Annotated in this window: 24 protein-coding genes and 1 pseudogene; 14 read left to right on the forward strand and 11 right to left on the reverse strand. The window is 50.9% G+C overall.

What is annotated here, in order from left to right; translation table 11 throughout:
• Nucleotides 1–155: 155 nt before the first annotated feature.
• The 5 genes from rnd to yoaA all read right to left on the reverse strand — a co-directional run bounded on the left by rnd (nucleotide 156) and on the right by yoaA (nucleotide 7,045).
• Nucleotides 156–1,280, reverse strand: coding sequence for a ribonuclease D (gene rnd / locus EO763_RS11550; RefSeq protein WP_161529030.1), 1,125 nt, complete (start codon nucleotides 1,278–1,280; stop codon nucleotides 156–158).
• Nucleotides 1,281–1,480: 200 nt separating this feature from the next.
• Nucleotides 1,481–3,166: a long-chain-fatty-acid--CoA ligase FadD gene (fadD, locus tag EO763_RS11555; protein WP_161529031.1), complete on the reverse strand. Its 1,686-nt coding sequence runs from the start codon at nucleotides 3,164–3,166 to the stop codon at nucleotides 1,481–1,483.
• 397 nt (nucleotides 3,167–3,563) lie between these two features.
• The gene (locus EO763_RS11560; protein WP_161529032.1) at nucleotides 3,564–4,208 is read right to left on the reverse strand and encodes a Slp family lipoprotein; all 645 of its coding nucleotides are present in this window, start codon (nucleotides 4,206–4,208) and stop codon (nucleotides 3,564–3,566) included.
• A 100-nt stretch (nucleotides 4,209–4,308) separates the two neighbouring features.
• Complete coding sequence (gene tsaB / locus EO763_RS11565; RefSeq protein WP_161529033.1) at nucleotides 4,309–5,010, reverse strand: tRNA (adenosine(37)-N6)-threonylcarbamoyltransferase complex dimerization subunit type 1 TsaB; 702 nt, start codon at nucleotides 5,008–5,010, stop codon at nucleotides 4,309–4,311.
• Nucleotides 5,011–5,125: 115 nt separating this feature from the next.
• Nucleotides 5,126–7,045, reverse strand: a complete 1,920-nt coding sequence (gene yoaA / locus EO763_RS11570; RefSeq protein ID WP_233963136.1) for a DNA repair helicase YoaA — start codon at nucleotides 7,043–7,045, stop codon at nucleotides 5,126–5,128.
• 398 nt (nucleotides 7,046–7,443) lie between these two features.
• Here yoaA and EO763_RS11575 point away from each other — a divergent pair, with 398 nt between their 5' ends.
• Nucleotides 7,444–7,788 carry a RidA family protein gene (locus EO763_RS11575; RefSeq protein WP_039531433.1) on the forward strand — a complete coding sequence of 115 codons (345 nt, stop codon included), beginning with the start codon at nucleotides 7,444–7,446 and terminating at the stop codon, nucleotides 7,786–7,788.
• A 292-nt stretch (nucleotides 7,789–8,080) separates the two neighbouring features.
• Here the strand turns inward: EO763_RS11575 and EO763_RS11580 are convergent, their stop codons facing one another.
• Nucleotides 8,081–8,320: a YoaH family protein gene (locus EO763_RS11580; RefSeq protein WP_039544969.1), complete on the reverse strand. Its 240-nt coding sequence runs from the start codon at nucleotides 8,318–8,320 to the stop codon at nucleotides 8,081–8,083.
• Nucleotides 8,321–8,463: 143 nt separating this feature from the next.
• Between EO763_RS11580 and pabB the strand changes: the two genes are divergently transcribed.
• The 3 genes from pabB (at nucleotide 8,464) to sdaA (ending at nucleotide 12,405) form a co-directional block, all read left to right on the forward strand.
• On the forward strand, nucleotides 8,464–9,882 hold the full coding sequence (pabB, locus tag EO763_RS11585; RefSeq protein WP_161529035.1) for an aminodeoxychorismate synthase component 1: 1,419 nt from the start codon (nucleotides 8,464–8,466) through the stop codon (nucleotides 9,880–9,882).
• A gap of 222 nt (nucleotides 9,883–10,104) precedes the next feature.
• A complete protein-coding gene (locus tag EO763_RS11590) occupies nucleotides 10,105–10,698 on the forward strand; it encodes a CoA pyrophosphatase (protein ID WP_161529036.1) in 594 nt (197 codons plus the stop codon).
• A gap of 342 nt (nucleotides 10,699–11,040) precedes the next feature.
• Nucleotides 11,041–12,405 (forward strand): L-serine ammonia-lyase, encoded by a 1,365-nt coding sequence (gene sdaA / locus EO763_RS11595; protein WP_161529037.1) that lies wholly within the window; start codon nucleotides 11,041–11,043, stop codon nucleotides 12,403–12,405.
• A gap of 122 nt (nucleotides 12,406–12,527) precedes the next feature.
• Here the strand turns inward: sdaA and EO763_RS11600 are convergent, their stop codons facing one another.
• A complete protein-coding gene (locus EO763_RS11600; RefSeq protein WP_161529038.1) occupies nucleotides 12,528–14,084 on the reverse strand; it encodes a TerC family protein in 1,557 nt (518 codons plus the stop codon).
• A gap of 567 nt (nucleotides 14,085–14,651) precedes the next feature.
• Between EO763_RS11600 and manX the strand changes: the two genes are divergently transcribed.
• The 5 genes from manX to mntP all read left to right on the forward strand — a co-directional run bounded on the left by manX (nucleotide 14,652) and on the right by mntP (nucleotide 18,948).
• The gene (gene manX, locus EO763_RS11605) at nucleotides 14,652–15,620 is read left to right on the forward strand and encodes a PTS mannose transporter subunit IIAB (RefSeq protein WP_161529039.1); all 969 of its coding nucleotides are present in this window, start codon (nucleotides 14,652–14,654) and stop codon (nucleotides 15,618–15,620) included.
• Nucleotides 15,621–15,775: 155 nt separating this feature from the next.
• The gene (locus tag EO763_RS11610; RefSeq protein WP_014699847.1) at nucleotides 15,776–16,573 is read left to right on the forward strand and encodes a PTS mannose/fructose/sorbose transporter subunit IIC; all 798 of its coding nucleotides are present in this window, start codon (nucleotides 15,776–15,778) and stop codon (nucleotides 16,571–16,573) included.
• A gap of 14 nt (nucleotides 16,574–16,587) precedes the next feature.
• Nucleotides 16,588–17,430, forward strand: coding sequence for a PTS mannose transporter subunit IID (locus EO763_RS11615; RefSeq protein WP_010299943.1), 843 nt, complete (start codon nucleotides 16,588–16,590; stop codon nucleotides 17,428–17,430).
• A gap of 61 nt (nucleotides 17,431–17,491) precedes the next feature.
• On the forward strand, nucleotides 17,492–17,950 hold the full coding sequence (locus EO763_RS11620; RefSeq protein WP_161529040.1) for a DUF986 family protein: 459 nt from the start codon (nucleotides 17,492–17,494) through the stop codon (nucleotides 17,948–17,950).
• Nucleotides 17,951–18,375: 425 nt separating this feature from the next.
• Nucleotides 18,376–18,948, forward strand: coding sequence for a manganese efflux pump MntP (mntP, locus tag EO763_RS11625; protein WP_039489603.1), 573 nt, complete (start codon nucleotides 18,376–18,378; stop codon nucleotides 18,946–18,948).
• 73 nt (nucleotides 18,949–19,021) lie between these two features.
• On the opposite strand, the gene rlmA is transcribed toward mntP, so the two are convergent.
• The 3 genes from rlmA to EO763_RS11640 all read right to left on the reverse strand — a co-directional run bounded on the left by rlmA (nucleotide 19,022) and on the right by EO763_RS11640 (nucleotide 20,327).
• Nucleotides 19,022–19,852, reverse strand: coding sequence for a 23S rRNA (guanine(745)-N(1))-methyltransferase (gene rlmA, locus EO763_RS11630; RefSeq protein WP_161529041.1), 831 nt, complete (start codon nucleotides 19,850–19,852; stop codon nucleotides 19,022–19,024).
• Between the two features lie 107 nt (nucleotides 19,853–19,959).
• Nucleotides 19,960–20,169 carry a transcription antiterminator/RNA stability regulator CspE gene (gene cspE, locus EO763_RS11635; RefSeq protein ID WP_005968829.1) on the reverse strand — a complete coding sequence of 70 codons (210 nt, stop codon included), beginning with the start codon at nucleotides 20,167–20,169 and terminating at the stop codon, nucleotides 19,960–19,962.
• Nucleotides 20,170–20,210: 41 nt separating this feature from the next.
• A complete protein-coding gene (locus EO763_RS11640; RefSeq protein ID WP_103157401.1) occupies nucleotides 20,211–20,327 on the reverse strand; it encodes a DUF2627 domain-containing protein in 117 nt (38 codons plus the stop codon).
• A 948-nt stretch (nucleotides 20,328–21,275) separates the two neighbouring features.
• Between EO763_RS11640 and EO763_RS11645 the strand changes: the two genes are divergently transcribed.
• The 5 genes and pseudogenes from EO763_RS11645 (at nucleotide 21,276) to EO763_RS11665 (ending at nucleotide 25,924) form a co-directional block, all read left to right on the forward strand.
• Nucleotides 21,276–22,190, forward strand: coding sequence for a metal ABC transporter substrate-binding protein (locus EO763_RS11645; RefSeq protein WP_039358288.1), 915 nt, complete (start codon nucleotides 21,276–21,278; stop codon nucleotides 22,188–22,190).
• A pseudogene (locus tag EO763_RS11650) lies at nucleotides 22,187–23,076 on the forward strand (manganese/iron ABC transporter ATP-binding protein). The gene EO763_RS11645 and the pseudogene EO763_RS11650 overlap by 4 nt, the downstream one beginning before the upstream one ends.
• On the forward strand, nucleotides 23,076–23,939 hold the full coding sequence (locus EO763_RS11655) for a metal ABC transporter permease (RefSeq protein WP_161529042.1): 864 nt from the start codon (nucleotides 23,076–23,078) through the stop codon (nucleotides 23,937–23,939). Before EO763_RS11650 ends, EO763_RS11655 begins: the two are co-directional and overlap by 1 nt.
• Nucleotides 23,936–24,793 (forward strand): metal ABC transporter permease, encoded by an 858-nt coding sequence (locus EO763_RS11660; RefSeq protein ID WP_010299954.1) that lies wholly within the window; start codon nucleotides 23,936–23,938, stop codon nucleotides 24,791–24,793. The genes EO763_RS11655 and EO763_RS11660 overlap by 4 nt, the downstream gene beginning before the upstream one ends.
• Nucleotides 24,794–25,063: 270 nt before the next feature.
• The gene (locus EO763_RS11665) at nucleotides 25,064–25,924 is read left to right on the forward strand and encodes a fructosamine kinase family protein (protein ID WP_161529043.1); all 861 of its coding nucleotides are present in this window, start codon (nucleotides 25,064–25,066) and stop codon (nucleotides 25,922–25,924) included.
• Nucleotides 25,925–26,010: 86 nt separating this feature from the next.
• Here the strand turns inward: EO763_RS11665 and EO763_RS11670 are convergent, their stop codons facing one another.
• Nucleotides 26,011–26,559 (reverse strand): YniB family protein, encoded by a 549-nt coding sequence (locus tag EO763_RS11670; RefSeq protein WP_161529044.1) that lies wholly within the window; start codon nucleotides 26,557–26,559, stop codon nucleotides 26,011–26,013.
• Nucleotides 26,560–26,638: the final 79 nt, after the last annotated feature.

A 26,638-nucleotide genomic window follows, 5' to 3' on the forward strand; every position in this document is an offset into this window, starting at 1 on the left:
TGCGTTTCATTCCACAACAGACTGTATATTTAGCCAGTCTTTTTATTTCTTATTTTATTTTTTTCACCGTATTCTTATCACCCTATTTGCTGCTTGTTTCATGATGGCATCATCACAGCAAATAAGGCGTATTGATAAGACGTGTTTACTGGTGATTAATAGCCCTGCACAATTTCACGCAGTTCATCGCCATATAACTGGCCGCGCCAGCCAGACAACATTTCCGGCATCCCCGCATCTTGCCCACTTAATTTCCAGTGCCAGTTCAGCAGACGATTAATTTGGCGACGTGAGGCCAATAGCTCGGCGGATAATCCACTCTGTTCGCTCACGCGCTGCACTAGCGCTTTGATATCTTTAAACGCTTTTTTATAGCCAGGGTAGTCGATCAAATTAATCACCGGCGGTGGGCAATCCGCATCAGTAATACCGTCCGTCTGTGCAACACAGTCCAGCAGCATTTTGCCGTGGTAGCGAATTTCCGGACCGCTCAGCCCCAGCGAGCTCAGTTCACCCAGCGACGTCGGCAGACAACGTGCCACCTGCAAGAGGTTCTCTTCACGTACGACAAAATTCACCGCGCTGTCTCGCTCACGCGCTTTACGCAAACGCCACTCAGCCAGACGCTGAAGGCAAGCTAGATTTCGGCCACGCAGTTGCCAGGCGTTGCCAAATTCGCGATAGGCCAGCGCTGGTGCCAGGATATCCTGTTTACGCTGACACAGCAGGAGACATTCATCCAGCGCGGCGTTCATCCACCCTGCTGCTTCCGTATCTGCCACTAATCGAATGGCCATTGGCAACAGATAGAACACATCGGCAGCGGCATAATCACACTGTTTTTCGCTCAGCGGACGAGCAAGCCAGTCCGTTCTCGACTCGCTTTTATCCAGCGTCACGCCCATGTAGTCAGCCACCAGCGCAGCAAAACCATACGAGAGCGGCTTGCCTAAAAATGCGGCCAGAATCTGTGTATCAATGAAAGGCGTCGGTAGCGTTCCAAACGCATTGAGAAACACTTCCAGATCTTCGCTGCCCGCATGCAGGAATTTAGTGACCTGTTCATCACGCAGTAACGCTTGAAAAGGGGCCCAATCGGTAATCGTTAACGGGTCGATGAGTGAAAGCTGTTCGCCGTCATACAATTGAATCAACCCTAATTGCGGATAATACGTGCGGGTTCTGACGAACTCCGTGTCCAATGCCACCTGCGGAAAGCGTTGCGCCTGGGAGCAAACCTGTTGTAACCCGATGTCGGAAGTGATCAACTGATAATTCAAAACGTCATTCTCTTGGTTGTTTTTACTTTACGGTTCTGGGTCAAATCCGTATCGCCGTAAAAATTCCCGGCGGACATTTTTAACGTTGTGAGCGACGGCCCATAGGTTATTCGCCATAAAAAAGAACGCCGGATAAACCGGCGTGAAAACATCATATCGCGTCCTGCCTCTCTCTGGCAGTCGTTTTTCGCGGAAAATCGTCAGGCGGCAGCGTCATTCTTCGCTTTCTTCTCGTCACGTAATTCGCGACGCAGGATTTTCCCAACGTTAGATTTCGGCAAATCGTCACGGAATTCGATCTCTTTCGGCACTTTATAGCCCGTGAGATTGCGGCGGCAGTGCGTAATGAGTTCCTCTTTCGTTAACGAGTTGTCACGCCTGACTACAAAGGCTTTGACTGCCTCACCGGAGACCTCATTCTCCACCCCAATCACCGCCGACTCAGATACCTTAGGATGGCGGCTGATAACATCTTCAATTTCCGTCGGATAGACGTTGAAGCCAGAAACCAGAATCATGTCTTTCTTACGATCGATGACACGCAGGAATCCCTCATCGTCAGAAGTGACAATGTCACCCGTTGCCAGCCAGCCGTCTTTTAACACATCGTCCGTCGCGGCAGGCTGCTGCCAGTAGCCTAACATCACCTGTGGCCCGCGCACCCACAGTTCACCCGACTCACCCGGTCCAACATCGTTACCGTTGTCGTCAATGATTCTGACATCCGTTGATGCCACCGGCAGCCCGATGCTGCCGCTGTAATGTTTGAGATCATAAGGGTTCACGGCCACCAAGGGGGAACTTTCTGTTAACCCATATCCCTCAAGCAGATGTTTACCCGTTAACTTCTCCCAGCGTTCCGCTACCGCCCGTTGCACCGACGCACCGCCTCCAACGGACAATCGCAGTGTCGAGAAATCGAGCTCATGAAACTCTTTATTATTTAACAACGCATTAAACAGCGTATTGACGCCCGTAATCGCAGTAAAAGGATACTGTTTCAGTTCTTTTACTACCGCGGGAATATCCCGGGGATTGGTGATCAGCAGATTTTGTCCGCCCAACTCAAAGAACAGCAGGCAGTTAGCCGTCAACGCAAAAATATGGTACAGCGGCAATGCCGTTACCACCCATTCATTTCCTTCCCTCAATACTGGGCCATAGGCCGCAAGGCACTGTGCCAAATTCGCTTGCATATTGCGGTGCGTGAGCATGGCGCCCTTAGCTACACCCGTCGTGCCGCCGGTATATTGCAGAAAGGCGAGATCGCTATTGATGATATCAGGCCGAACATACTGCTGGCGTCGCCCTTCCTGCAAAACACGACGAAACGATATCGCATCCGGCAGATGATACTTGGGCACTAGCCGCTTAATGTATTTTACTACGAAGTTAACCAGCGTGCCTTTTGCTGTGGATAGCTGGTCACCCATGCGAGTCAGGATAACGTGCTTCACCGCCGTGTTATGAACGACTTTTTCCAGCGTATGCGCGAAGTTAGACACGATAACAATCGTGCTGGCGCCGCTGTCTTTTAGCTGGTGTTCCAGTTCCCGTGGCGTATACAGTGGGTTAACGTTGACAACCACCATACCCGCACGCAACACGCCAAACAGCGCCACGGGATATTGCAGCAAATTGGGCATCATCAACGCCACGCGATCGCCTTTCTGCAATTTAAGCTGGTTTTGTAGGTAGGCCGCAAATGCCCGACTCCGCTCCTCCAGCTTACGAAACGTCATCACCTCACCCATGTTGATAAACGCAGGGCGATCGGCATAACGCCTCACGCCATTTTCAAACATTTCAATCAACGACGAATAGCGGTCCGGATCGATTTCCGCCGGCACATCCGCCGGATAGCGTGATAACCAAATTTTTTCCAAGACGTCACTCCCGAGATATTTTTTTAGTGGCATCGTCGTCGCCCTCAGAGGCTTATTGTTATTAACATTATTTTAACTCAGCCTACCAGTTAGCTAATAAACAATGTTAAGGTTGCGAGATCGATCACTAATTTATTCTTTATTCAAAAAAAAATCAGGCAACCTGCGTCGCCTGATCTCTTTACGTTGAACGAAATAATTTTAGAGCCTACCCCACAGGGCGTTATTAGCGCAGTCAGTTTGGACACGGACAGCGCGGAAAAACCGGAGCGTACACGTAGTACGTGAGGATTATTCGCTACGCTCACCCTGCGGCCACCACACGTGGCGTTCAAACGCAATTGCGTTTGTGCGAGCACTGCCCAGGTTCAAAATGACAAGTAAAATAGCCCTATTCTTATTCTGTCACGATATTCTCAATCCGTGCCGGACCGAGCCAACCGCCGTCAAATCCCCATCCTGGGCCCCAACCATAGCCGTAACCCGCTCGCCATCCCCACGGGCCATAGCCATAGCCGCCGGGTGGTGTTATCAGGCGCTGCACAACATTCCAACGCTTGTAGCCCTGCGCATCGATCACGACATAACGATAGGGTTTATCCCCGATAGCGCCCTGTTCGGTGCCGACAATCGGTCCGACAACGGTGACCAATTGGTCTTTAAAATCGACAGGTTCCAGAAAGCGATTCACATAGGCAATAAAACGCCCTTCTGACGGCCTATCCAACAGAGGTTTCGCACCGCTATCCAGCGGCATGCTGGCAATTTCCAGACGCGTTTTATTTGCGTCATTGCGGATGCTGACCACCCGCCCACCAAAGCGTGATTCCTGACCGACATAAATCTGCGGCGCATTCATCACACGCACCAAATCGTCCTGCGGCGTTGGCGACATGCTTTTAATGGCATCCGGCACCGTGACACAGCCTGAAAGCAGCAGCGCTGTCACAACCACCATACCGAGACGTGCTTTTTTCTGATTCAGATGCACACGCTTCATCTGTACGCTTTTTATTTGTACGCTCTTTATTTGTACGGACATGGCACAACCCCCTCTACCAGATATCTGATAGTTAGACTGCTCAGCATCGAATAAGTTGCTGTTTATGACGGGTATACTTCACGCCGAATGTGCATTCTGACTAGTCGCGTCCTGGCAGCTTTTTCCAAGTCACTTCATTGCGCAGGTAGCGCGGTTGCGCATTCTCGACGCTGACCGCTTTTCCTGCCAGCCATAGCTGACAGGCCAGAGGCAACATGTCCTGCGCCTGCGGCAACAGCACGTCGCCCTTTGCTAGCACCAGCGAGGAATGGTTCACCAGCTCAGGATAGGTTTCCCATCCGGTTCCTACCGTGGCCCATTTACCTGACAGCGCGGCAGTTAACGCCTGCACCTGTTCAGGTTTCAATACGGCCTCCTCGGACTCGCCCTGCCAGCTACCGTCAGCATCACGCTGATAGCAGCCCCAGTACACTTCTCCCATCCGTGCATCAATGGCCGCCAGCACGTGCGTTGCCTGCGTTAAGCGGAAAGCCCCCTGCGCCATCGTCGCCAATGACGATACACCAAGCAGCGGTAAATCCGCTCCCAACGCCAGTCCTTGGGCAATACCTATACCAATCCGCACACCGGTAAAACTTCCCGGCCCCTGACCAAAGGCCAGCGCATCAAGATCCTTGAGCGTCAGGCCGCTATCGGCCAGCACCTGCTGAACCATCGGCAGAATACGTTGTGTGTGTTCACGGGGACAAATTTCGAACAGAGAATGAATTTCACCTTCATTCCAGAGTGCGACGGAACAGGCTTCCGTTGCAGTATCAAGCGCTAGAATTCGCGTAGACATGCCAACCTCAGGCAGGATAAATAAATCTTAATGGCTCGTATCATAGCATAAGCCCCTGTCGTGCCGCAGCCCTTCCCACCATCGGTCAGGCCATGCGGCAACCGCCAATTGGGAATTATGTGTTACGCGTCAGGAAATTAATCGCCTGCCGAATATCGCGGGTACGCGGCGTCGGCGGCAGGCTGTTAAGGAAAACGGCACCATACGGACGCATCACCAGCCGGTTATCACAAATCACAATCACACCGCGATCGTCGACATCACGGATGAGTCGCCCGACGCCTTGCTTCAGGGTAATCACCGCATCAGGAACCTGCACATCGTCGAAAGGCTCCCCACCGCGCAAGCGGCAGTCTTCAATACGCGCCTTGAGCAGCGGATCGTCCGGCGAGGTAAACGGCAGTTTATCGATAATGACGCAGGAGAGCGTATCGCCGCGCACATCCACGCCTTCCCAGAAGCTGCTGGTCGCCACCAGCAAGGCATTACCCGCCGACACAAACTGCGACAACAGTTGGGCCTTGCCGGTTTCTCCTTGCAACAGCACCGGTAGCGTCAGCGTAGCGCGGAATTCGGCCGCCAAATCGCGCATCATCTGATGCGAGGTACACAGCATAAAGCAGCGCCCCTGATTCGCCTCGATCAACGGCTGCAACATCGCCGCCAGCCTTTTTGCCGCACCGGGACGATTAGTTTCCGGCAAATTACGGGGGACGCAGAGCAGCGCCTGATTGGCATAATCAAACGGGCTGGGTAACAGGAGCGTGTTCGCGTTATCCAGCCCCAGCCTATCGGTGAAGTGGAAGAGTTGGTCGTTAACCGACAGGGTCGCGGAGGTAAACACCCAAGCCGCAGGCTTCTCTTTTATTAATTCACGAAAGCGATCGGAGACGGACAACGGCGTCAGCGCCAACACAAAATGACGTGAATTACATTCGTACCAGTAGCTGTAACCCGGTAGCTGCACGTCTTTCAACCGTTTTAGGCGGTTGCGATAAAGCGTGGCACGCTCAAAGGCGGCATCCAGCAGCGCTGAACGCCCAAGCGACAGTTTCGCAACGTCGTAACACAGCTCCAGCGCATCATCCAGCAACACCAGCGCACGCTGAAGCGACGGCTGTTCGAGCACATCGCGCAGATTACCGCGAAACCCTGGATCGCCCAGCGCCAGCCGAAAATCCTGCGTACTTTGCGTCAGGCGATCGGCACTTTTTTGCAGTTGAGAAGCGTCACGCACTTCGGTGCGGTAAGCAATGATGATGTCTTTCGCCAGATCCAGCAGTTGGCGGCTGGAAAGCTGCTGGCCGAAATATTGGCTGGCGATATCGGGAATTTGGTGGGCTTCATCGAAAATGACGACATCACTTTCTGGGATCAGCTCGGCAAAACCGCTCTCCTTCACGACCATATCGGCCAGATAGAGATGATGGTTAACCACCACGATATCGGCATCCATCGCTTTACGCCGTGCTTTCACCACGAAGCACTCTTTATAATGCGGGCAGTCGCTGCCCAGACAGTTATCGTTGGTACTGGTCACTAAAGGCCAGATCGCGCTGTCTTCTGCCACGCCTGAACAGGTCGTGACATCGCCCTCCGTCGTTTCCGACGACCAGCCGCGCAGCCGAACCAGTTCGCTCAGCGTTTCGCCGGGTAAATCACCGCCGCCCAGCGATTGCTGTTCAAGCCGTTCCAGACAGAGGTAGTTCGAGCGACCTTTCAGCAGCGCTAATTTGCCTTTGTACTTCAACGCCTGCGCGATCGTCGGTAAATCGCGGCTATAGAGCTGATCCTGTAGCGCTTTCGAACCGGTTGAAATGATGACTTTTTTATCTGAACGCAAGGCGGGCGCAAGGTAAGCATAGGTTTTACCGGTTCCAGTTCCCGCTTCCACCACCAGCGCCGTTTTATCGTCGATGGCCCGCATGACTGCCTGCGCCATCTGTCGCTGTGGTTCACGAGGCTTGAAGCCCGTGATCGCTTTCGCCAGCACGCCGTCATTAGCAAAATCATCAATTACACGATCGTTCGTCACGCCTGCTCTCTTTTTCAAGGGAATGCTTTTACTCGTCATACTTCAAGTTGCGTGTGCGTTGGCTGCGCTCGGTCACCCGAATCACTTACCTGAGTAAGCTCATCGGGATTCCCTCGCTTGCCGCGTGATTCGGCCTTGTGGCCTCACCCCTTCGGGGTCAGCGCAAGCGCTGTTCAAAACGCTAACGTTTTGTCCTGAAACTTGAATTATTTAGAGTAAATTTGTAAGCCGCTGACCGTTTCAGGCCGTGGCAAAATATCGCGCTGATTATGCCAAGAGTCACCCGACGCTACCACCCTAAATCAGGAAAGCGTGCCGGAACCTGCTGTGTTAGGCTTGGCGGCTGGTATTGATTGATGTCACTATTTTAATTATCCCCACATGGAGAACCCCACCTCATGGCGATCACACGAATTAATCCTGAAGCACGTTGGTCAGACGCCGTCATCCACAACAACACGCTCTATTACACCAGCGTACCGGAAAATCTGGATGACGACGCACAGGCGCAAACGGAAAACGCGCTGGGCGCGTTAGATGCGATCCTACAACAGGCGGGAACGGATAAGAGCAAGCTGTTAGACGTGACGATTTTTCTCGCCGATGCGGATGATTTTGCTGCGATGAACGCCGCGTGGGATGCTTGGGTCGTGGCGGGTAGCGCGCCTGTACGCTGCACCGTGCAGGCTAAATTGATGCATCCGCAATTCAAAGTCGAAATCAAAGCGATTGCGGCGGTATAAGCCATCACCACTTTTATACCCTAAATAATTCGAGTTTCAGGACAAAACGTTAGCGTTTTGAACAGCGCTTGTGCTGACCCCGAAGGGGTGAGGACACAAGGCCGAATCACGCGGCAAGCGAGGGACAAATTTGTCGGGAACGAATTTGTCCAGCCAAAGGCTGGCCTTCGGTGAGAGACAGGATGTCTCTCATTTCATCCCGATGAGCTTACTCAGGTAAGTGATTCGGGTGACTAAGTGAAGCCAACGCACATGCAACTTGAAGTATGACGGGTATAAGGGGGAAGCGTGGTTATTGCTCTTCTTCCTCTTCTCCATCGTCAAAATGGTGTTCTTCGTCGCTGTCATTAAACGCGTCATCATCTTCGTCAAACATCACCGCGACATTGCCACCCTGATGATTCTGACGGATCTCCGCCGCAACCTGTGCTATCGCCTGTCCACTGCTCATGCCCTCAGACATTAATTCCTGAATACGCTCTACGGCATCTTGTTGCTGCTTGTGCGTCAGCGCGGGCATACCTGCAATCATGATAGTTTCCTGGTTGGTAAATTCGCCTGTATCATCGCACGCCCGCTTCGGCATACACCAGCATTTCCGCTTTGTGGTACGCTGTGGGCAGGAAAATCGATACGCTATCGACACAACCACACAGTGAACACAACACGAAAAACATGACTGCCGCCAATACGACTCACGTACCTAACGCAAGCGATTCAACCACAGCGACGGGCTCCGCCGTTATCTATCACGCACTGCCTTACTACCCAACGGTGCTGCTCGAGCGCTTTGCGCCTTTTTCTCAACAACCGTGGGCGATGTTGCTGCATTCCGGGTTTGCCGATCATCCGCATAACCGTTTCGATATTATGGTCGCTGACCCGCGAGTCACGCTTTGCACGCGCGGAGACAAGACAGAAATCACACGTGACAGCGTCACGAAAACCGTAGAGGGCGATCCGTTTACCTTATTGCAAGAGCAGCTTGATTCACTCTCGTTGCCCGTGGAAACACATCCTGATTTCCCTTTTCAGGGAGGCGCACTTGGCCTGTTCGGCTACGATCTGGGACGTCAGATTGAAACGCTGCCCGCACAGGCCGAACGGGACATCGACCTGCCGGATATGGCGGTGGGTCTATACGACTGGGCGCTGGTTGCCGACCACCATCGGCAGACGTTAACGCTGATCGTACATCATTCCCTTCAGGCAAAGCTCGACTGGTTAGCGACTCCGCCCGTTAACGCCCCAAAAGCCGATTTCAGCCTTACCAGTAGTTGGCAGCCGAATATGTCACGCGAGGCGTACGGCGAAAAATTCCGCAAAATACAGGGCTATCTTTTGGCAGGAGACTGCTATCAGGTCAACCTGGCACAGCGATTTTCCGCGGCTTACGATGGTGATGAATGGCAGGCATTTTTACGACTGTCAGCAGGCAATAAAGCGCCCTTTTCCGCTTTCCTGCGCCTGCCGGAAAATACCGTCATCAGCGTATCGCCGGAACGTTTTCTCTGGCTGGAAAATCAGCGCATCCAAACGCGCCCGATTAAAGGCACGCTACCGCGCCTCGCAGACTCGGATGCCGATAAACAGCAGGCGGAGCGGCTCGCTAATTCGGAGAAAGATCGCTCAGAAAACCTGATGATTGTCGATCTCCTACGTAACGATATCGGTCGTGTCGCGGTGCCGGGCAGCGTTCGTGTGCCGGAACTGTTCGTCGTCGAACCTTTCCCCGCAGTGCACCATCTGGTCAGCACAATTGAAGCACAGCTACCGGAAGATTGCCCTGCAACCACGCTGCTACGCGCCTGTTTCCCCGGTGGATCGATTACCGGCGCGCCCAAAATTCGCGCCATGCAGATTATTGAAGAGCTGGAGCCTCAGCGCCGCAATGCCTACTGCGGCAGCATCGGCTATATCAGCCTGTGCGGCACTATGGATACCAATATCACCATCAGGACGTTACTAACCGAACGCGGCAGAATCTACTGCTGGGCGGGCGGCGGCATCGTCGCCGACAGTCAGGAACAGGCTGAATATCAGGAAACGTTTGATAAAGTAGGTCGTATTCTTCCCCTGCTATACCCTAAATAATTCGAGTTGCGTGAAGGCGGCAAGAGAGGGAATCCCGATGAGCTTACATAAGTAAGTGATTCGGGTGACTGACAAATCTGCCAGAGGCAGATTTGAACGCTGCTTGCAGCGGCCCCAGCGGGGCGAGGTCCACGCAAGTGGAGCGAGTAGCGTAGTCAACGTACATGCAGCTTGAAGTATGACGAGTATAGATGGTTCCCAGACAATTCAGGTACTGAGTCAATGAGTGAGATCGCCTTGCCGCCAACGGCTTTTGCGCTGAATGACTTTATTATGCGCTTTCAGTTACAGCTTCCGCCATCGCTACGGCCTGTGCACCAGCAGCGTCAGGCTGCGGTTCTGGTGCCGATTATTTGTCACCCTACGCCTACGTTGTTATTGACGCGACGTTCTGCCGAACTACGTAAGCATGCTGGACAAGTGGCGTTCCCCGGCGGGGCCGCTGATAAAGAAGATCGTTCAATCATCGAAACGGCGCTGCGTGAAGCGCAAGAAGAAGTGGCTATCCCACCGGAAAACGTACAGGTGCTAGGCGTATTACCGCCGCTGGATAGCGTAAGCGGTTTTCAGGTCACACCCGTCGTCGGGCTGATCGCCCCACAGACTCGCTTTCATCCAAATGAAGACGAAGTCGCCGAACTGTTTGAAATGCCGTTGGACGAGGCCTTCGCGCTAACGCGCTATTACCCGCTGGATATTGAGCGCAAGCAACAGCGCCATCGCGTTTATCTTTCCTGGTACCAGCAGCAGTTTGTCTGGGGACTAACCGCCGCTATCATCCACCAGCTCGCCTTACAGATTTCCGACAGGCCCTAAGCTCAATGCCGCGTTCAGCGGCCTTTGCGATCAAAAAGCATCCAGACATAGTATTTACAATGACTTAAGTCGTATTTAGGATAAGTTAAATTAGGCGATGACATAAGTTTATTTCATGCGAAAAAGAAAGCCACACGACATATTCCACACTACAATAGCGCGATTTGACGAGTTTTATTCTAATTTTTGGGTGTATATCCACTACAATTCAAGTCATGTCTCGCCAGAACCGAAATCATCAGATGATTCGCAACATAACTATCTGATTGTGATGAAGGAACTGGATGCTGGCGACCAGATAATAAAGAGTGGGTACGACCCTGAGTCTTTGAGGAGTTTCGCGTGATAAGCGTTTTCGACATGTTTAAGATCGGTATTGGCCCCTCTAGCTCTCATACGGTTGGACCGATGAAAGCCGGTAAGCAATTTGTCGATGAATTGATCAGCCAGGATCGACTGACCGCAACCACGCGCATTGCCGTCGATGTGTATGGCTCACTGTCGCTGACGGGTAAAGGTCACCATACGGATATCGCCATCATCATGGGTCTTGCGGGCAACATGCCGGATACCGTGGATATTGATGCGATTCCCGGTTTCATCCGCGATGTTGAGCAACGCGAACGCCTGCTGCTGGCTAACGGGCAGCACGAGGTAGATTTCCCGCGCGAAGGCGGTATGGTTTTCCGCAGTGAAAATCTGCCGCTGCACGAAAACGGCATGACTGTCACCGCCTTTGCCGACAATAAAGAAATTTATAGCAAAACCTATTACTCCATCGGCGGCGGTTTCATCGTCGATGCGGAGAATTTTGGCAAAGATGCCACCACTGACGTATCCGTTCCCTATACGTTCAATTCCGCCAAAGAGATGCTGGATCACTGCAAACAAAGTGGCCTGTCGCTTTCTGGGATGGTGATGCGTAACGAGCTGGCGCTGCACAGCCGTCAGGAGATTGACGCCTACTTTGCCGATATCTGGCAGACGATGCGTGCCTGTATCGATCGCGGCATGAACACCGAAGGCGTCTTGCCCGGCCCGCTGCGCGTGCCACGTCGTGCATCTGCACTGCGTCGTATGCTGGTGTCTTCCGATAAGCTGTCCAACGACCCGATGAACGTAGTGGACTGGGTCAATATGTTCGCGCTGGCGGTGAATGAAGAGAACGCCGCTGGCGGCCGTGTGGTCACCGCACCAACGAACGGTGCATGCGGCATCGTCCCAGCCGTACTCGCCTATTATGACCACTTCATCGAGCCGGTTAGCCCGACCATTTATATTCGTTATTTCCTTGCGGCGGGCGCGGTCGGCATTCTGTACAAAATGAACGCCTCCATCTCCGGTGCCGAAGTGGGCTGTCAGGGCGAAGTTGGCGTAGCCTGCTCTATGGCAGCCGCTGGATTGGCAGAGCTGATGGGCGCGAGCCCGGAACAGGTTTGCGTCGCCGCCGAGATCGGTATGGAACACAATCTGGGCTTAACCTGCGATCCAGTTGCGGGTCAAGTACAGGTCCCGTGCATCGAGCGTAACGCCATTGCTTCCGTTAAGGCGATTAATGCCGCCCGCATGGCGACCCGCCGTACCAGTGAAGCACGCGTCTCGCTGGATAAGGTGATTGAAACCATGTACGAGACGGGGAAAGACATGAACGCCAAATACCGCGAAACCTCACGGGGCGGACTGGCGATCAAAGTACAGTGTGATTAACACACTCTGTAATTAGAAAGCAGCGTGATACGTCATCACCCTGCTTCTGCTTTATTCCATCTATGAAAAAGCCCCGCCAAACTGGCGGGGCTTCATTTTACAAACTACTTACGCAGGCCTCATTACGCGTCTTCAGCGTCTTCCTCATCCACAATACGTTCCACTCGTACCAATTCGATACGGTATTCGGACACTTCGAGAATATGGAAACGCAGACGGTGCAATTCAATAGTATCGCCGACTTTCAGGAACTCATCACTGTTTGCCAGCAGCATTCCGGCCAGTGAAGCATACTCCTCCTTCGGATCAACCAGATCGCTGCTATCCACAACCTGTTGCAGAGCATGTAGATCCGTTCCGCCTTTCACCAGCCAGCCTTCGCCGTCTGGGATGATATCCAGCGTTTCGTCTTCATCTGGGAATTCACCCGCGATCGCTTCCAGCACGTCCAGCGGCGTGACCAACCCTTGCACCACGCCAAATTCGTTGGCAATGATGACCAGGCTACCTTTCGCACGACGCAGAACGGGCAGCAGGTTAATCACATCCAGCGTTTCCGGCACGACGATCGGTGGGTTAGCCGCCGCAAAGCTTTCCACATCGGTCTGTGTTTCCAACGCCACCAGCAGATCTTTGGCACGAACAACGCCGATAAGTTCATCCAGCGAGCCGCGACAGATTGGGAACAGGCTGTGAGGCGTGTCCAGCAACTGCATACGGATCTGTTCGACAGAACTTACGCTATCCACCCAGGAAATTTCAGTACGCGGCGTCATCACGCTGCGCAGCGAACGCGAGGCTAACGTCAGCACACCGCTGATCATATTGCGCTCTTCTTCGGCGAATTCCTCTGTTGTGAGTTTCTTCTGCGGTTCACCCGCATCCACGTCGTCCGTGTTTTTCCGTGAGCCCATCAGGCGTAGAATGGCCTCGGCGGTACGCTCACGCAAAGGACGGTGCGACTGATGCTTCATAAAGTTATGACGGGCAATCTGATTAAACATTTCAATCAGGATAGAGAAGCCAATCGCCGCGTACAGATAACCTTTCGGAATGTGGAAGCCAAGACCTTCCGCCATCAGGCTCAAACCAATCATCAGCAAGAAACTGAGACACAGGACCACCACCGTTGGATGTTTGTTGACGAATCGGGTCAACGGCTTAGAAGCAATCAGCATGACGCCCATCGCAATGATTACCGCCGTCATCATGACGCCCAGGTGATCCACCATTCCCACCGCAGTAATCACGGCATCCAGCGAGAACACGGCGTCCAGCACGACGATCTGCGCCACCACGGCCCAAAAACTGGCGTGGGCGCGATTGCCGTTGCCACCATGCGTTTTATTCTCTAGCCGCTCATGTAGCTCCATCGTAGCTTTGAACAAGAGGAACACACCGCCGAACAGCAAAATCAGGTCACGACCCGAGAAGCTGAAATCGCCAAGGCTAAACAGGGGACGCGTCAGTGTGACCATCCAGGAAATCAAAGACAACAGCCCCAGACGCATTAACAGCGCCAGGCTTAAACCGATAATGCGGGCTTTATCTCGCTGCTTGGGAGGTAATTTATCCGCCAAAATGGCGATAAACACCAAATTGTCGATACCCAGAACAATTTCAAGTACCACCAGCGTCAATAGGCCTGCCCAGATTGAAGGATCTAGCAAAAATTCCATGTCAGACTCCAGAAAATGAACAAGCAGACGACATCAATGCATGAGCCGTATTGAATAATAAAAAGAGTTGGTGTGAATCAGAGAGATTCTGAATGTGGCCTGAGTGACCAGTTGAGTACAGAAAATCGCCAGTATTAGCGGGAAAACAGAGAACATTTTGTCGGTGGCAGTCCATGGGAAGGGCTGATGCCCAGTGCTCCTAAGCAATTTAAGGGACGTTTACTTTAACAGGTTGTTACCAATTTTCACAAAGAATTTCTTCGGACGGTTTCGTATTGATAACGCGCCCAGATTTTCCCGTTCCACGCCCTTTTAGCCCTTGGTTTAACTGGTCAGCATTAGAGCATCATCACACTATTTATTTTTTCGATAAGTAAAATAAATCTGTCAGTCACGATTTCTAGCCTGACAACCTGGAGGAACACAGTGAATGTCATGAATCCACGGTGAAATTTTTTCTTGCAGCCATACTAATACCGCGACGGTTAACGTTTTCACTTCCATAACGCTAACCCAGTTTCCTGACACATTGACTCTTTTTTGATCGTGAACGTGAGGAGGTAGCAAGTGAGTATTGCAATCATGTTATGCACTCACGGCGCCACTGCGGGACCGCTGTTAAAGACAGCGGAAATGATCCTTGGCGAGCAAAGTAATGTCGCCTGGATTGATTTCGTTCCCGGAGAAAACGCCGAAACATTGATAGAAAAATATCAGGAAAAACTCACGCAGTTAGACACATCACAAGGCGTGCTGTTTCTCGTTGATACCTGGGGCGGCAGCCCATTCAACGCCGCCAGCCGCCTCGTCACCGACAAAGAAAACCATGATGTTATCGCCGGCGTGAATATTCCCATGCTAGCGGAAACTTTTATGGCTCGGGATGATAATCCGTCCTTTTCCGATCTGGTTTCTATTGCTTTGGAAGCTGGCAGAGATGGCGTAAAAGCGCTAAAACATCAAGAAGCCCCCAAAGCAGCGTCCCCTTCTTCTCCCCCTCCAACAAAAACCAACACCATCCCCACACCGGCAGGACCCGGCGAACATATGAAGATTGGGTTGGCACGTATCGACGATCGTCTGATCCATGGTCAGGTCGCCACCCGCTGGACGAAAGAAACCAATGTTTCACGCATTATTGTTGTCAGCGATGAAGTCGCCGCCGATCACGTGCGTAAAACGTTGCTGACTCAGGTTGCGCCGCCGGGCGTTACCGCGCACGTCGTGGATGTGGCAAAAGCCGTTCGTGTTTATGACAACCCGAAATATGCCGCCGACCGCGTGATGCTGCTGTTCACCAATCCAACGGATGTATTAACGCTGATCGAAAATGGCGTAAACATCACCTCGGTCAATATTGGCGGGATGGCATTTAAACAGGGGAAAACGCAGGTCAATAATGCTGTCTCTATCGATGAGAAGGATATTGCGGCGTTCCGTGAATTAGATAAACGCGGTATTGAATTGGAGGTTCGGAAAGTATCAACCGATTCCCGAATTAAAATGATGGACTTGATTAACAAAATGCCGCGTTGAACCCTATCGTACTACGAAGGGTATTAACGCTACTGTCACCATCAATAATAGCTTTATAGACCTGGCGATTTTCAATATAGGTATTTATGTCCAAATAGAAAATCAACGGGATGGCGATTTATTTTTACTCAGACACATTTTATAGGAGAAGTACGATGGAGATTACCACACTTCAAATTGTGCTGATATTTCTCGTCGCGTGTGTTTCGGGGATGGGTTCGATTCTTGATGAATTCCAGTTCCACCGTCCACTCGTCGCCTGTACGCTGATTGGTGCTGTATTAGGTGATTTAAAAACCGGGATTATTATCGGCGGTACGCTGGAAATGATCGCATTAGGCTGGATGAACATCGGTGCGGCCGTAGCACCGGATGCGGCACTGGCGTCCATTATCTCAACCATTCTGGTTATCGCCGGCGGTCAGGGGATCGGCGCAGGGATTGCTCTGGCAATTCCGCTCGCAGCCGCTGGGCAAGTCTTAACCATCATTGTTCGTACCATCACGGTTGCGTTCCAGCATGCGGCAGACAGCGCGGCAGAGCGAGGTAATCTAACAGCTATCAGTTGGATTCACGTTTCTGCCCTACTGCTTCAGGCCATGCGTATCGCGATTCCTGCGGTGATCGTTGCCGTTTCCGTTGGGACCGACGCCGTTCACGCACTGCTGAACTCTATACCAGACGTCGTCACTAATGGCCTGAATATCGCCGGTGGGATGATCGTCGTCGTCGGTTACGCAATGGTCATCAACATGATGCGCGCGGGTTACCTGATGCCGTTCTTCTATCTTGGCTTCGTTACCGCCGCCTTCACCGAGTTTAACCTGGTGGCGCTGGGCGTAATCGGTATTGTGATGGCGGTGCTGTATATCCAACTCAGCCCGAAATATAACAAGGTTCAAGGCCAGTCTGTCACCTCAGGCAATAACGGTCTTGATAACGAACTGGATTAACAGGAGTGAGAAAAATGGTCGAAAATACGAATGTCAAAAAACTCACTGACAGCGACATCCGCGCGGTGTTTATCCGTTCCAACCTGTTTCAAGGCTCCTGGAACTTTGAACGTATGCAGGCACTCGGCTTCTGTTTTTCCATGGTACCGGTGATTCGCCGTCTTTATCCTGAAAATTCGGAAGAGCGTAAACAAGCGATCAAGCGCCATTTGGAGTTCTTCAATACGCAGCCTTTTGTTGCCGCTCCGATACTCGGCGTAACGATGGCAATGGAAGAACAACGTGCTAACGGCGCTCCCATTGACGATGCGGCAATAAACGGTCTGAAAGTCGGGCTGATGGGGCCACTGGCTGGCGTCGGCGACCCAATATTCTGGGGTACCGCTCGTCCGGTATTTGCTGCGCTAGGCGCAGGGATTGCCATGAGCGGTAGCCTGCTGGGGCCCGTCCTCTTCTTCGTGCTGTTTAACCTGGTTCGCCTGCTGGTACGTTACTATGGTGTCGCCTACGGCTACCGTAAGGGGATCGATATCGTCAGTGATATGGGCGGCGGTTTCCTGCAAAAAATGACCGAAGCGGCTTCTATCCTCGGCTTATTCGTCATGGGGGCATTGGTCAATAAATGGACTCACGTCAACATACCGATGGTGGTGTCGACGGTAACAAACCAGAACGGGGAAACCACAGTAACCACCGTTCAATCCATCCTTGATCAGCTTATGCCGGGGCTCGTTCCCCTACTCCTGACGTTTGGCTGTATGTGGCTGTTACGGCGCAAGGTAAATGCGCTGTGGCTGATTATGGGCTTCTTCGCCATTGGTATCTTTGGATACTGGATCGGCCTGCTCGGCGTGTAATATTCAATGGCCGGGTGCCAATACGCCCGGCCATTTTTTATGACGGACAAAGGTAATACGGATGACAATGACAGACATCACGCTGGTTGTGTTGATTGCGTTAGCACTGGCTTATGCCATCTATGATGAGTTCATCATGGACAAACTCAAAGGGAAAACACAGCTCCTCGTCCCGCTGAAGCGGATTAACCGGCTCGATACGCTGATTTTCATCGGCCTAGTGGGGATTCTTATTTATCAAAATGTGATGAGTAACGGTGCTATTATCACCACCTACCTTTTGATTTCGCTGGCCTTCATGGCGTGCTATCTGGCCTATATTCGCCGGCCCAAACTGGTTTTTAAATCAACCGGTTTCTTTTATGCAAATATATTCATTCCTTATACAAGAATTAAAAATATGAATTTATCTGAGGATGGTGTTTTAGTCATCGAACTAGAAAGACGCCGTTTATTGATACAGGTTACACAGCTGGATGATTTAGAGAAAATATATAATTTTATGATTGAGAATCAATAAGGTAAATTTATCTGACTAATTATTTCAAATAACCACGACTATACACCTTCTCTTTAGATGGTATTTTAACCCCATTAACCTTGTCGTTATTTTGTACGATCATTCTATCTCGGCAATCAAATGAAAATAATTATCAATTGCATTATTAACACGTAAAACTTTTAGTGTTGTTTGCACCATAAATAATATGGTAAGGTTGCGCCGTCATTGGGGAGTAGCCGATTTCTGATTAATTAACATTCACAATAATTCATCAGAAATGCTCGTATCAACATACTCGTTTTATCTCCTATCATCGGAGCATAGACGTGGTGCGGGCGGCCAAGCGTGCTTGGCAGGCGAGACCATAGACACGTAAGATCGTCATTCGGGTTGGGGATGATCTGCGTGTATATGGTTAATCGTCCAGCCGAGGCTATTTTACAATGAATATGTCAGCAACACTTATCCTAGCATTTGGTATGTCAATGGATGCCTTCGCCGCGTCAATCGGCAAAGGTGCTGTACTACATAATCCCCGTTTCCGAGATGCCATTCGCACTGGCCTCATCTTTGGTGTTATCGAAGCTATCACCCCTCTCATCGGCTGGGCACTCGGTTTTTTTGCCAGCCAATATATTCTCGAATGGGATCACTGGGTTGCCTTTACACTGTTACTGATTCTGGGTGGTCGCATGATCGTTGAGGGACTCAAAGGTTCTTCAGACTGCCGCTGCGAAAAAGTCAAAAACCATAGTCTGGCACTGCTAGTTTGTACCGCAGTTGCCACCAGCCTAGATGCCATGGCAATTGGTGTCGGCTTGGCCTTCCTTCAGGTCAACATTTTCCATACTGCGATGGTGATAGGCTGTGCCACCATGATTATGGTTACGCTCGGGATGATGATTGGCCGCTATATTGGCCCGATTCTCGGCAAAAAAGCAGAAGTAATGGGTGGGTTGGTTCTGATTGGCATCGGCTGCAATATCCTGTATGAACACCTCGGCTACGCCGCCTGATATACCCATCATACTTCAGACTTACATCAACGGGCAGCCCGACTATCGTGCTGCCCGTTCTTATTCTTCTCGATTACGCTGCCGCACCGCTGTCAACACGCTGATGCAAGCGGATAATAAAGTCCGTTTCACAACTAAACGCGGCAGTTGCCTGCAGTCGCTCGCTAACGTCTGGCGTTGCTCGCCAGGCAAAGGGCGTCATTTGCAATAGCGCCGCAGCTTCATTCCCAGATAACTGCATCGGATACGCGAGCGTTTGCTGATCCATAAGCTGAAAACCTGCGAGCACATCATCTTTGCTCGGGTGTAATAACACCTCATCGTAGACTTCCGCTTTCAGTTGATAAAGGTGTCGTGGCCCCGGAGATACTGTCACCACCCAACCGCCAACCTTAACGGTGCGCTGCAATTCCGCGTCATTACACGGCGCATAAATTTTTACCACAGTATCAAGAGAGCGATCTTGAAAAGGCAACCGCTGGCTGGAGGCGACGCAAAACTCAACGTTATCATACCGTTTTGCCGCGCGCTGAATCGCCGCTTTGGAAACATCCAGCCCGTATATCGTCATCGTTCTACACGATGTGAGACGCTGGGCCAGTTCGGCGGTGTAATACCCTTCGCCACAGCCGATATCCAGCAGCGCCGCAGCGTCATCCGCCACAATACGATCAACGTGCTGCGCCACGGCGTCGCGGAGCGGTTGATAGTGACCCGCTTCCAGAAAGCTGCGACGCGCCTGCATCATTTCAGCACTATCACCAGGCTGTTTTGAACGCTTAAACTGTACTGGCAACAGGTTAACGTACCCTTCTTTCGCACAGTCAAAGCTATGTTTACCACACGTCCATTGCCGCGGGTGTCGCTCCAGAGGTAACTGGCATAGCGGACACTGATAACTCATCGGCACATTTTCCTCATTAATAACGTCTTCATTGCATCACAGATTCAGATAAAACGCAGACAACAAAAAACCCGCACCATGGCGGGTTTTGCAACAGAGCTGTAAAATTACAGCGCAGTGACGTTTACTGCAGAAGGACCTTTCTGGCCATCCTGAATTTCGAATTCTACGTTCTGGCCTTCAGCCAGAGTTTTGAAGCCGTTGCCTTGAATTGCAGAGAAGTGTACGAATACATCTTTGCTGCCGTCAGCAGGAGTGATGAAACCAAAGCCTTTAGACTCGTTGAACCACTTAACCTGACCTTTAATCTTTGCCATTTCAAATATTTCCTTTAATTGTTTAAACCGCCAAAAAGGCGTTATACAGACAAACCAAAGTCGTTACTGCTTGAGGCACTAAGATAAGGATCGGCAGAGAAGCAGTATGCAACACTAAAGGTTGTATTTAAGTCTTCTTTACTGAAAATGCCATTCATATACAGAACTGTACCTCGTTTTACCCAGAAGGGTTATTACACACTATGCAAACGATGGCAAGGCCTTTTTTGCCAGTCGTGGACATGCCGCACAAATTCATGTCATCCCTGATTCATTAATACACGATAACGCTCGCTGACACCTATATTCACAGGCGACCTCTGACACTGCACAATAAGCACACTTCAGATTCTATTATGCAAAAAAATACGCGACAACCATCGCATTTCTGGCACAGAGACATCGGCAATCATAACAAAAAACTATAATTGTGATTCTGTTATGAAAGAATATTGACCATTAACAACAAGCGTGACCATCAGTAATCACGCTTATATCAATGTTTAAAATCGATTGTCATTTTTATGCTATCTGTATATGTTGCATTAATACATTACATAATAGAAATTATTTATAATCTAACATTTTGTCACGTTAAGAATTAACTGTTTTGAACCAGCAGCACTAATAATGCCACCAGAAAAACCAATAAAACTAAACTTGCCAACTTCCAACGTCGTTCTGATTTTGTGCTCATATTACCTACAATCCTTTTGTATAAAATAGAGACATCTCCCACATTCTTTATGGTTTATCGGCAGTCGTCGGTATTTTCTTAAGGATGCATCAGATTTTTCTCTTCTTTTGGCGTAAATTTCACCATACGTATAGCTATGTATAGTTGCGCGACAGTTCACTACCGTTACCGTTAGACTTTCTTTGTAACCTTAAGTACGATTCATTAAATTAAAGCAACATTTCTGTTATCAAAGGAGCATGATGCGTTCCTTACCCGCGCAAGCGCGTGCTACATGCCTGAAAACAGTGATTTCTTGTGTCATGAGACACCTTCCAATATTCACTCCACGCCCTTTTCTGCCTCTTGACTTAAATGATATTGATAATTATTCTCAAATAACTCTTTCACGGTTTGTAAGGATATCCACATGATTGGCTTTCACGCTCATTTACCAGCCCTGTTCCGCCGTATGGCACTGCCATGCGCTTTACTACTTTTAGCCAGCACCTCCGCTCAGGCGGCTGAAAAACTTAAAGTCATCACGACCTTTACCATCATTCAGGATATCGCACAGAATATTGCAGGCGATGCCGCGACGGTTGAGTCCATTACCAAACCCGGTGCGGAAATTCATGATTATCAACCGACCCCGCGTGATATTGTTAAAGCACAGTCCGCACAGTTAGTGCTGTGGAACGGCATGAATCTCGAACGTTGGTTTACGCGCTTTTTCGAGAACGTGAAAAATGTGCCAGCTGTTGTGGTGACGGAAGGCATCACGCCGCTTCCGATCCGCGAAGGTGCCTATAATGGCAACCCGAACCCACATGCCTGGATGTCGCCCTCCAATGCATTAATCTATATCGAAAATATCCGCAAAGGTCTGGTGCAAGCCGATCCGGCCAATGCCGAGACATATAACCGTAACGCCAAAGCCTATGCGGAAAAAATTAAGGCTCTCGACACGCCACTGCGTGAGCGTCTTGCTCGTATCCCAGAACAGCAACGCTGGCTAGTCACCAGCGAAGGGGCATTCAGCTATCTGGCAAAGGATTATCAGTTCAATGAAGTCTATCTCTGGCCAATCAATGCCGACGAACAAGGTTCACCGCAGCAGGTGCGTCGGGTTATTGATACCGTGCGTGAGAAGGCTATCCCTGTCGTATTCAGCGAAAGCACCGTTTCCGATAAGCCAGCAAAACAGGTCAGTAAAGAAACGGGGGCGAAATATGGCGGCGTACTGTATGTTGATTCGCTGTCTACAGAAAAAGGCCCCGTGCCGACCTATATCGACCTGTTGAAAGTGACGGTGGAAACCATCGCTAAAGGATTTAATCAATGAGTAGTGATCGAGCCGTACAGTCATTAGAAGTCAATGATGTTTCGGTTACTTACAGCAATGGGCATCAGGCTATTCGCCATGCCGCTTTTTCCCTGACTGGCGGTACAATTTGCGCCTTGGTTGGCGTAAATGGCAGTGGAAAATCGACGTTGTTCAAAAGCATCATGGGGTTGGTCAAGCCAACCTCAGGGCAGGTACTGCTCAACCAGCAACCGATCTACCAGGCACTGAAACAGAATCTGATTGCTTATGTTCCACAAACAGAAGACGTGGACTGGAATTTCCCCGTTCTGGTTTCCGACGTGGTCATGATGGGACGCTACGGGAGGATGAATTTCCTGCGTATTCCCAGTAAACAGGACCGCGCTATTGTGGCGGAGTCTCTGGAGCGCGTCGGACTATCGTCGCTGCAACATCGCCAGATCGGTGAATTGTCCGGCGGACAGAAAAAGCGTGTCTTTCTGGCGCGGGCTCTGGCTCAACAAGGCAGCGTGTTGTTGCTGGATGAGCCTTTCACCGGCGTAGACGTTAAAACGGAGAACGCCATTATCGACCTGCTTCGCACCTTGCGCGATGAAGGGCATTTGATTCTGGTGGCGACCCATAACCTCGGTAGCGTTCCTGAGTTTTGCGACAACGTTATTTTGGTCAATCGCACCGTTTTAGCCGCAGGACCGACGCACAGTACCTTTACCCAAAGCAATTTGGAGAAAACGTTCGGTGGTGTTCTGCGACACATCAACCTCGGGGATCTCATCTTCATGATGATGACGATGTCCGCTCGGTGACAGTATTAACGGACGATGAACGTCCGGCTGTGTTCTATGGGTCGACCAAGAGCGATCCTCCTGCATCACGCGCTGTACCAGAGGAAAAAAAGTCCTGATGATCGATATCCTGTTGCAGCCATTCAGCTATAACTACATGGTCAAGGCGATCTGGGTCAGCGCGATTGTCGGTGGTGTGTGTGCTTTTCTTTCAGCGTACCTGATGTTGAAAGGTTGGTCGCTGATGGGCGATGCACTCTCCCACTCCGTCGTCCCCGGTGTCGCAGGAGCCTATGCACTGGGTCTACCCTACGCGGCTGGCGCATTTTTTACCGGCATGCTTGCTGCGCTGGCAATGACGCTCATCCGCCACATTACCCGATTGCGTGAAGATGCAATTATCGGCTTTATTTTCTCAACGTTTTTCGCTGTAGGCCTGCTGATTATTTCGCTCAACCCGACATCGGTTAACGTGCAATCCATCATTTTTGGCAATATTTTGGGCATTGCCGACGAAGATATTCTGCAAGTTGAAATCATCATCGGCGTAACGTTCGTGATTCTCTGCCTGCTGTGGAAAGATCTACTGGCCGTGTTCTTTGATGAGAACCATGCCCGCTCAATTGGCCTTTCCCCGCTGAAGCTGAAAATTCTTTTCTTTACGCTACTGAGTGCCTGTACGGTCGCGGCGTTGCAAACCGTCGGAGCGATTTTGGTGATCGCGATGGTGATTACACCGGGTGCCACGGCTTACCTGCTCACCGATCGATTTGGTCGTCTGGTTGTGATTTCTATTGCACTGGGCGCGATCACCAGCGCGGTCGGGGCTTACCTGAGCTTCTTCCTTGATGGTGCAACCGGCGGTGTGATTGTCACGTTGCAAACCGTCATCTTCCTGTTGGCGTTTGTCTTTGCACCCAAGCATGGGTTGCTGGCATCGCGCCGCCTGCGGTTACGCGATCAATCAGGAGATGCATTATGACGCTCATTAGCTGGCTCATCGATCCCCTGTCCTACCCGTTCATGCAGCGTGCGTTACTCGCTGCCGTCGTCACCGGTACGGTCTGCGCGGTGCTGTCGTGTTATCTGGTGCTGAAAGGCTGGTCGCTAATGGGTGATGCCATTTCCCATGCCGTGCTGCCCGGCATCGTTGTCGCGTTTTTACTGGGGATTCCGTTAGTTATCGGGGCTTTCGTTTCCGGTATTTTTTGTGCGGTAGCGACGGGATACGTAAAAGAACACAGTCGGGTTAAAGAAGACACGGTCATGGGGATCATCTTTTCCGGCATGTTTGCGCTGGGGCTCGTCATGTTTGCGCGCATCGATACCGATCAGCACCTGAACCATATTCTGTTTGGTAACGTGCTGGGCATCACTCAGCAAGAGCTGACGCAAATCTTACTGATCGCTGGGGTGACGCTGGCCATCATCTTGTTAAAGCGCCGAGATTTTATGCTGTACTGCTTCGATCCCAATCATGCCCGCGTTATCGGCCTGCCCGTCAAGCTACTGCACTACGGATTGCTGAGCCTGCTGGCGATGACGATTGTTGCATCCTTACAGGCCGTCGGCGTTATTCTGGTGATCGCGATGCTGATTGCGCCGGGCATTATTGCCTTCATGGTCTGTAAACGTTTTGAGCGCATGGTGCTTGTTGCCACGCTGGTTTCCGTCATTTCCTGTATTGCCGGCACCCTGATCAGTTTCTATATTGATGGCGCAACCGGCCCTTGCATTGTGATCGTTCAGGCACTGTTCTTCACGCTGGCGCTGACTTACCACCAGCTTAAACAACGTCGTCAGGCGGCATCTCAGGCCGTCACCGACGCGTTGTAATCCCCTCGATCTCAGTTTTTTAGCATGACGTAACCGGAAAACAGCCGTCGGTTACGTCATTAATACGCTATTTCATTGCCTTATCTACCGGATGAGCGTCGTCCTAACTCCGCTATTTTTAATTCCGACTATACTTGTTTCTCGTTATCTCGGCCTATCGGTTATCACTGTGCGATAGATTCCATTTTTATTGTGCTCAATAGGTTACCGTGAACAAATCACCCCAGTGAACAGCATCGTATCGGGCAACATCAACGGGAGGATGACCTTATGTGGCAAGCTATCAGCCGACTTTTGGAAGAACATCACGGTACTGCGGATATTCAGGAGCGTCACGAATTATCCGGCGGTGAAATACATCCAGCCTGGTATGTCCGCTACGGCGAGCATGACATTTTCGTAAAATGCGATAGTCGTGAAATGCTGGCCAAATTCACTGCTGAAGCCGATCAACTTCACTTGCTGAGCCGCAGCAATACGGTGCGTGTACCCGCCGTCTATGGTGTCGGTAGTTCACGCGATCACAGCTTCCTGCTTCTGCAATATCTGCCCGTCAAACCGTTGGATGCGCACAGCGCCTGGTGCCTGGGTGAACAGTTAGCACGCCTGCATCAATGGAGCGATCAGCCACAATTTGGACTGGATTTCGATAACGACCTCTCAACAACGCCTCAGCCAAACAGTTGGCAACGGCGCTGGGCGACCTTTTTTGCCGAACAGCGTATTGGCTGGCAGTTACAGCTGGCAGCAGAAAAAGGGATGCATTTTGGTCATATTGAAACGCTAATCGCCCGCGTTGAGGAACGTCTGGCAGGACATCAACCCCAGCCGTCGCTCTTGCACGGTGACCTATGGCCAGATAATTGCGCGGATAGTCAGGATGGTGCTTATCTGTTCGATCCGGCCTGCTATTGGGGAGACAGAGAATGTGATTTAGCGATGCTGCCGCGCTACCCAGCCCTGCCGCCACAGATTTATGATGGTTACCAGAGCGTGTGGCCGTTGGATAAAGGCTTTATCGATCGCCAGCCCATTTACCAGATTTATTATCTGCTTAACCGCGCCAATCTTTTCGGCGGCAAACATATTGTTGAAGCGCAACAGCTCATTGAGCGGCAGCTTTTAATCTAAGGCGAAATGGTTGCGCTGATATGAGGAGCTTGATCTAAGGTGAGAAAAATACCGCGTCTGGCGCAACGGCTGCGCCAGATCGTTAATCAGACTGGCAGCCCTAATAAACGGAACACCAGATAGCCAATACCCGCGATAATCACCGGCAGGATATAAAGCGGAAAGAATTGCACAAAAATCGTGTGTCCAGGAACAATAACACGTGATTCCAGCGTCTCACGCGTGTTCCCACCATCACCTTTCATCTTTTCAAGAATCAGTTGATCTTCAATGCCTTCCTTAATAGCTTTCGCCTGACGAGACATCCGGGCTCCCGAAACCTGTAAAGCCAGGCCAATAAAAATCAGGATGTAGATCAGCCAAAACATCAGCGTCGCCCCACTGAAAAAACGCGTAAAATCTGGTACTGGCGAGTTGTACCAAAAAATATTCAGGAAAGGCGTATTAAAGCGCACCATGTCGACCATCAGGTGCACAAAATCCAGAAGAACAGCATCAATACCCTGTTTTTTCTGGGTATAAGCGTAGAGATAATTAGCCAGCGAGACGAAGGTTGAAAGCAACGCGGGGATAAAAAGGATCCATCCGGCAATGCGTTTAACGACGGCAATTCGGCCAGCCTGTTGATACGTCATGAGAACCCCTTCTTAGCGACGCAACATCGGTAATATATCGTTTTAGTACGACGGGTAGCCTACTGTAACTTTACGCGCA

This window comes from Pectobacterium odoriferum, from assembly GCF_009931295.1.
Taxonomy (GTDB): domain Bacteria; phylum Pseudomonadota; class Gammaproteobacteria; order Enterobacterales; family Enterobacteriaceae; genus Pectobacterium; species Pectobacterium odoriferum.